The following is a 6,761-nucleotide window of genomic DNA, read 5'->3' on the forward strand; positions in this document are numbered from 1 at the left end:
CTGTGGGAGCGGGCATGCCCGCGAAGCATTTGACACGGTGCATGGCACCGGCTTTGCCGGTGTTCGCGGGCAAGCCCGCTCCCACACCATTCGCAAATGGCCCAAGAACAGCGCAACTTGTTGATTTTGCTTGTGCTATCTGTTGCCGTGATTGTGCGCCCCGCGTTGCGGGTATAGACTTTGCACATTGTTCACCAAAGGCCCCCTGCGGTCCTGCTGACCGCCCGCGAGCATGAAACCACCGATCCAGTTGCCCCTGGGTGTGCGCCTGCGCGATGACGCCACCTTCATCAACTACTATCCGGGCGCCAATGCTGCGGCATTGGGCTACGTCGAGCGGCTATGCGAAGCCGACGCCGGCTGGACCGAGAGCCTTATCTACCTGTGGGGCAAGCAGGGTGTTGGCCGTAGCCACCTGCTCCAGGCTGCCACCCACCGCTTCCAGCAACGCGGCGAAGCCGCCGTGTACCTGCCCTTGGCGCAACTGCTCGATCGCGGCGTAGAGCTGCTCGACTACCTCGCCCAGTACGAACTGGTGTGCATCGACGACCTGCACGTGATCGCCGGCAAGGCCGATTGGGAAGAGGCCATGTTCCACCTGTTCAATCGCCTGCGCGACAGCGGCCGGCGCCTGCTGCTGGCAGCCTCGGCGTCGCCCCGTGAGCTGCCGATCAAGCTGCCGGACCTGAAGTCGCGGCTGACCCTGGCCCTGGTGTTCCAGATGCGTGGCCTGTCTGACGAAGACAAGCTGCGGGCCTTGCAACTGCGCGCGTCACGCCGCGGTTTGCACCTTACCGACGAAGTCGGCCACTTCATCCTCACCCGCGGTGCGCGCAGCATGAGCGCCCTGTTCGATCTGCTGGAGCGTCTTGACCAGGCCTCGTTGCAGGCACAACGCAAGCTCACCATCCCGTTCCTGAAGGAAACCCTGGGCTGGTAACCCCCTGAAAACGCTGGGCCAGAGCGGCAAAACAAAAAAGTCACATCTTTTTCGATAAAATTTGCAAATGGCCATGATAGAGGGCATAGTTTCCCCCTCTAAAGGATTACAGACACGGTCGTGCCCATGCTGAAGCGCTTCGCACCCCTCGTGCCACTCGCACTCGTGACCCTGCTTTTTGGCTGCGCGGCCCAAGGCCCGGCTTCCCAGTCCCAGCCTCAGGATCACACCCCGATCGCCGCTCAAGCGGCAATCAAGGCCAAAGCCTCGTCCTCGTCGGTATTCGGCGAACCGAAAGAGCTGGCCACTGAAGATGACCTGGAGGCTTTCTCCAGCAACAGCAAGCCTTACCAGCTGCCAGTACTGGCGGACAGCATTCTTGAGCGCGGCATGTCGCTGATCGGCACCCGCTACCGCTTTGGCGGTACTTCGGAAAAGTCCGGCTTCGACTGCAGTGGTTTCATCGGCTATCTGTTCCGCGAAGAGGCGGGCATGACCCTGCCACGCTCGACGCGTGAAATGATCAACGTCGACGCCCCGAAAGTGGCGCGCAACAAGCTCAAGCCAGGCGACCTGCTGTTCTTCAGCACCAATGGTCGCGGCCGTGTCAGCCACGCCGGCATTTACCTGGGTGACAACCAGTTCATCCACTCCAGCAGCCGCCGCAGCGGTGGCGTACGCATCGACAGCCTCGGTGACCGCTACTGGAGCAAGACCTTCATTGAAGCCAAGCGTGCCTTGGCCATGGCGCCAACCAACATCGCGCGCAACTGATGGCAAAATGATGTAGCCTCTCGCGGCGGCGATGCTTTGAAAAAAGCTCGCCGCCGTGCGCATTTACAGAAAGCGTCTAATCTAAATTCTCAACTCTTTTCGGCTGCGGCCGTTCGGTCTCAGACAGGATGTTCTGGCCATGGTAAAGATGGCGCGCTTTGCATTTCTCTCCCTGGCGGCCTTGCTGGCTGCCTGCTCCAGCCGTGCCCCGGCGCCGGCCCCTGTGGTACAGCCGCAGATCATTTATAGCCAGGCAAGCCCGTCACCGATTGCCGATGACGTACTGATCCGCGCCATTGGCCTGGTGGGTACGCCTTATCGTTGGGGTGGCAATACCCCGGACTCCGGTTTCGACTGCAGCGGCCTGATCAAGTACGTCTACCGTGATGCGGCCGGCATCAGCCTGCCGCGTTCGACGCGGGAGATGATCGTCATGCGTGCGCCGACAGTGGATGCCAAGTCGTTGCAGTCGGGCGACCTTGTGTTCTTCGCCACCAGTGGCGGCTCACAGGTTAGCCATGCCGGTATCTATGTAGGAGAAGGGCGCTTCGTGCATGCGCCTTCCACGGGTGGCACAGTACGGCTGGACTACCTGTCCAATAGCTACTGGGCCAAGGCTTACCTGCAGGCCAAGCGGGTGATCCCGCAAGGCCATCTGGCGCAGAACCCCTGAACCAAGCGGTTGTCGGCATCAACTGACTGGAAAGAACCGATCAACCAGGATCGGGTTTTTTACCAGCGCCAGATACGTTGCACGGTCGAATGGCTCGCCGGTACGCAGGTCGTACACCGGCCCTGCCGGTTGGCCGATCTCGCTCAGTCGGACTTTCACGAAGTGAAAATCTGCGCCTCGGACCTGGGTCAGTTGCTCGATGCGAAAGTAATGGCCCGGAGTAAACAGGGTTTCCGCTTCATCGGGAGCGCCAGACAGCGTGCTGATGGGCGTACCGCTGTAATACTGCTTGGCGGGTAGCTCGAATACTACAGAGCTTTCATCGAATACCCCACTTTGACCCTCAGGGGAAACTTGGTCGTTGTCGGCGGCGAATCGGCGAACGATGTAGGGGTTTTCGGTGAATGAGGTAAAGTCAGTGTTTACCAATGTGTCCCCGACTTTCAGGCGACCGCTGCGAAAATGCGCGCCGCTTGTACCTCTTGTGCCGTGGCCTCCGCGATAGATTGGGACCGCGTTGTCTCGGGGCAAGGACTTCAGGTCGTCGGCAAGTTTGTTGATGAAGTCGGTATCATCGCTGTACCCGCTGGACGGCTTGCCTTCTCGCAGTGGTCGATTGATCTGGGTGTCTTCTTCGCTGTAGGTGCGGATCAGGTGGTTGTAATATTCGCCACCTTGCTCATAGGTGTAGTGGGTTGTCCCGCCGATCTTCACGCAGTCGTATTCTTCATTGTCTGAGTCGGCGATGGCGTCTGGATCAAGAGAGGGCACGAACGCGTCATCAAGCAGTTTCTTGTTGCGCTCCTCCGCCTGGTCGGACATGGCCTCGCTGCGCGTCCTGTCGGTCCGCATGTACTCATCCCAAAACTGCGATTGCTCTTCAGGAATGGCAGCGGCGGCGTCTGGTGGGCTTCCTCCGGCCAGCCGGGGACGTTGCAACAGTTCCCATTCACCTTGTTCGTTCTGGCGAACCGGCCTGAGTTCGCCAAAAGCGAATGGGTTGTCGGGTGGAACAATCAGCCAGTGTTTCAGCTCGTGGCTGTAGCGCACCCTGTAGGGTATGTCATCGATCTCGATCCAGCAGCTGCCATCCTCGCTGATACGGATGCCTTGCAGCACCCCGCTGCCTTCGGGCTCATTGATCAGTAACCGGTTGCCTTCAAGGCCGTTCAGCGGCTCCACTGTGCGCTCGACGGGCTGCCATTGCCCCACAGCGGCCTCCAGCTCATGCGCCGGAGCACGATAGGCCAGCGAGGCGAAGCTGGACCCGGCTGCGACGTCGGCCATGTTCAAGGCAGCGAACAAAGTATCCAGCATGGCTGCGCGCAAGGCGGCCTTGCGGGCCTGACCGGAGCGGGCATGCACCGCAGTGTCGACATCGAGCCCGACCATGGCCACCGATGCGCCCAGCAGTGCCAGCGACACCGGCCAGCCCAGCGGGATGAAGCCTGCAAAAACCTTGACGAAGGCAGACAGATACCCGCCCCACATGGCTTTGCGCAAGGCACTGTTGTCGAGCAGCAGCGTGGCATTTTCGCTCATCTCATGCTGCGCCAGTTCAGCCATGTGCAGGAACAGATCCTGGCCCACCGCGCTGCGCGAGGGTTCCAGGTGTTGAAGTGCCGCGTGGCTGGATGCGCTGTGCGCGATGGCCAGCAGCACTTGTTCAACGGCATCGATCCGACTTTGCTCCGGCCAGCCAGATAACGCCCCGGCCGTGAACAGCGAGCGCGACGCAGCATTGTGTAACTGCCCCTGCAGCCATTGAGCCATTGCGTTGTGCGATGCAAAGCCACGCAGCGGCTGCTCTGCCCAGGGTAGGTACACCAGTACCCGCTCGCCCTGTTCACGCAGGTTGTAGAAGCACGGCTTGCTGCTTGAAGCAAAGCGGTATGCGCTGGCGCCGGGCATGCAAGCGGGTTTGCTCTGCGACAAGCGCTCAAGTGTCAATGGCGCTGAAGACGCGCCAAGCAGTGAAGCCTTCAGCCAGTCAAGGTCATCCGTGCTTATATGCCCGGCTGCAGCGGCCCTGGTGCCCTGGCCAAGCAGGTTGACCTTGGCCAGCAGCTGAAAGCGCTTCCCGTGTTCTCGCCAGAACTGTTCGACTTCGCTGCGATAGAGGGTGGCAAAGTCCAGCGCCCACAAGTCCTGCTGCACCTGGCGGCCGAGCATCGGTAGCTCGTTGCTTTCGTCGTAGTACCGCGCATTGCGCCCTTGCCGGTAAAAACCACCATAAAGATCAAGCTCGTCACCGGCCTCTTGAAAATGCAGGTCGAACCGTCTGGCGATCAGCTCGGTGAGCCGCATGGACTTCCTGGGCGGTCCATTGTGCTGCCACCCGGTGAAACTGCGCGGGCTGGAACTGGCGCTGTCGAACTGGTGCCACCAGACGTAGCGGGGCTCGATTGGCCGAGCGCAATGCTTGCGCACTATGAGCCTGGCCTGGCGTTGCAAGGACGTGTCGAGGTCAGGGTAATCGCGCAGGAAATCGTCCACCACCTTGGCCAGCTGCCTGCCAACCCCGAGTGCTTTCAAGTTTTGCTGAAGGTGTTGCTCAAGCTCGTTCATCAGCTTCTCGCGAAAAGGAATGAGCGGGCATTGTTGTCTGAGTGGCGCGAGCTGATCGGTAGATGCTTGTCACCTTGATGGCTTGCAACTGTGCCCGCCGGCCTGTCTCGGGTCCGGTGTATGACCTGCGCACGGGGCTACCTTTCGATCAGGCCGCATACCGGGCGCAGTTCCGTACACCGTCGCTGGTGAAGCGTTTTTTCCCGGCATGAAAACGCGGTTGTCAGTAGGGGTTGCTGCTTGGGCTGGCTTGAGCAGTAGCACCTTGTTTCAAGCTGGCCGCGGCGTTGCTCACCCGCCAGACGACATTGCCGACATCGTCGGCCACCAACACGCCACCGCGGCCATCATTGATCACACCTACCGGCCGCCCCATTGCCTTGTCCTGCCTGTCCAGAAACCCGGTGAGCAGATCCATGGGTTGACCTGCAGGTTTGCCTGAGGAGTCGAACGGTACGAATATCACCTTGTAGCCACTGTGTGGTTTGCGGTTCCACGAGCCATGTTGGCCGACCAGTGCGCCTTGATCAAAGGGCGGTGGCAAAGCGCCGGGCTCGATGAATGCCAGCCCTAGCGATGCGGTGTGCGGGCCAACTGCATAATCGGGTATCAGCGCCTGGGCTACCTTCTGCGGGGCCTGCGGCCGAACCCGCTGGTCCACGTGCTGCCCGTAGTAGCTGTAGGGCCAGCCGTAGAAGCCACCCTCTTTTACCGATGTGATGTAGTCCGGCACCAGGTCGCTGCCGATCTCGTCCCGTTCGTTGACCGCCGTCCACAAGGCACCGCTGCGCGGCTCCCAGGCCAGACCGTTGGGGTTGCGCAGGCCGGTGGCGAACAGCCTGTGCTTGCCGTTTGCCGGGTCCACTTCCCAGATCGCGGCACGGCCTTGCTCTTGGTCCAGGCCGTTCTCTCCCACATTGCTGTTCGAGCCGACCGTCACATAGAGTTTTTTGCCGTCGGGGCTGGCGATCACGTTCTTGGTCCAGTGATGGTTCAGTGGCCCGCCGGGCAACTCGGTTACCGTCTGGCCCTTGTCGGTAATCTGTAGGGCACCCGGTTCATAGTGAAAGCGCAGCAGCTTGTCGGTGTCGGCTACATACAAATTCTGGCCTGCCAGCGCCATGCCGAAGGGGGAGTTGAGCCCTTCGATGAAAGGTTTGCGGGTTTCTGCCACGCCGTCGTGGTCTGCATCGCGCAGCAGGGTGATGCGGTTGGCGCTGGGTACGGCCGCGCCGGCGCGTTTCATCGCCTTGCCCATGGCCCAGCCGCGAATGCCCTTGCCATCTTCGGGCTTTGGGGGGGCGCTGGTTTCGGCTACCAGTACATCGCCGTTGGGCAGTAAATAGAGCCAGCGTGGGTGGTCGAGGCCGCTGGCGAAGGCTGCGACCTGGGTGCCAGGCGTAGCGGTTGGCTTAGCGCCTTTCGGCCAGCCGATTGCGGGGGCGATATTTACGGTGGGGATCAATGTGGTGGTGGGGGCGGGGAGGCTGGGGGTTGGGCCGCTGCCCTCGTTTACGCTCAACAGGGCTGTTTCGCCGCAGCCTGACAGGCTGGCTGCGATTAACCAAGGCATCAGGCATTTCATGTGCGGCGTCCTCTAAAGAAGGCCTTTTGAATTGAGAAGCCGCCACAGTTCGCCAGGTTCCCCTGACTTGCTCTTGCTTCGGCTTTTGCTTTTGCTTCTAAGCGCGCGATAGTCCAGGCGACGCAGATTGCGACTTCAGGAGGCCGAGCGAAGGGATTGCGGAGGGAGGTGACGGGCATGGATGCCCGTCAAGCGCTGAGGCCCCATGGATGGGGCCTGCA

At 61.0% G+C, this 6,761-nt stretch carries 5 protein-coding genes; 3 read left to right on the forward strand and 2 right to left on the reverse strand.

Annotation, left to right across the window (positions count from 1 at the left end; all coding sequences use genetic code 11):
• Positions 1-232: 232 nt before the first annotated feature.
• The 3 genes from hda to ACIQUI_RS24255 all read left to right on the forward strand — a co-directional run bounded on the left by hda (position 233) and on the right by ACIQUI_RS24255 (position 2,387).
• Complete coding sequence (hda, locus tag ACIQUI_RS24245; RefSeq protein WP_391138132.1) at positions 233-940, forward strand: DnaA regulatory inactivator Hda; 708 nt, start codon at positions 233-235, stop codon at positions 938-940.
• 126 nt (positions 941-1,066) lie between these two features.
• Positions 1,067-1,714: a C40 family peptidase gene (locus ACIQUI_RS24250; RefSeq protein WP_403203199.1), complete on the forward strand. Its 648-nt coding sequence runs from the start codon at positions 1,067-1,069 to the stop codon at positions 1,712-1,714.
• A gap of 139 nt (positions 1,715-1,853) precedes the next feature.
• The gene (locus tag ACIQUI_RS24255; RefSeq protein ID WP_403203200.1) at positions 1,854-2,387 is read left to right on the forward strand and encodes a C40 family peptidase; all 534 of its coding nucleotides are present in this window, start codon (positions 1,854-1,856) and stop codon (positions 2,385-2,387) included.
• An 18-nt stretch (positions 2,388-2,405) separates the two neighbouring features.
• On the opposite strand, the gene ACIQUI_RS24260 is transcribed toward ACIQUI_RS24255, so the two are convergent.
• Both ACIQUI_RS24260 and ACIQUI_RS24265 read right to left on the reverse strand, forming a co-directional pair.
• Positions 2,406-4,955 (reverse strand): dermonecrotic toxin domain-containing protein, encoded by a 2,550-nt coding sequence (locus tag ACIQUI_RS24260; protein ID WP_403203201.1) that lies wholly within the window; start codon positions 4,953-4,955, stop codon positions 2,406-2,408.
• A 223-nt stretch (positions 4,956-5,178) separates the two neighbouring features.
• Positions 5,179-6,540: a PQQ-dependent sugar dehydrogenase gene (locus ACIQUI_RS24265; protein ID WP_403203202.1), complete on the reverse strand. Its 1,362-nt coding sequence runs from the start codon at positions 6,538-6,540 to the stop codon at positions 5,179-5,181.
• Positions 6,541-6,761 lie beyond the last annotated feature (221 nt).

Origin of the sequence: Pseudomonas sp. NPDC090592, assembly GCF_044769185.1 — a bacterium.
In the GTDB taxonomy this organism is placed as follows: domain Bacteria; phylum Pseudomonadota; class Gammaproteobacteria; order Pseudomonadales; family Pseudomonadaceae; genus Aquipseudomonas.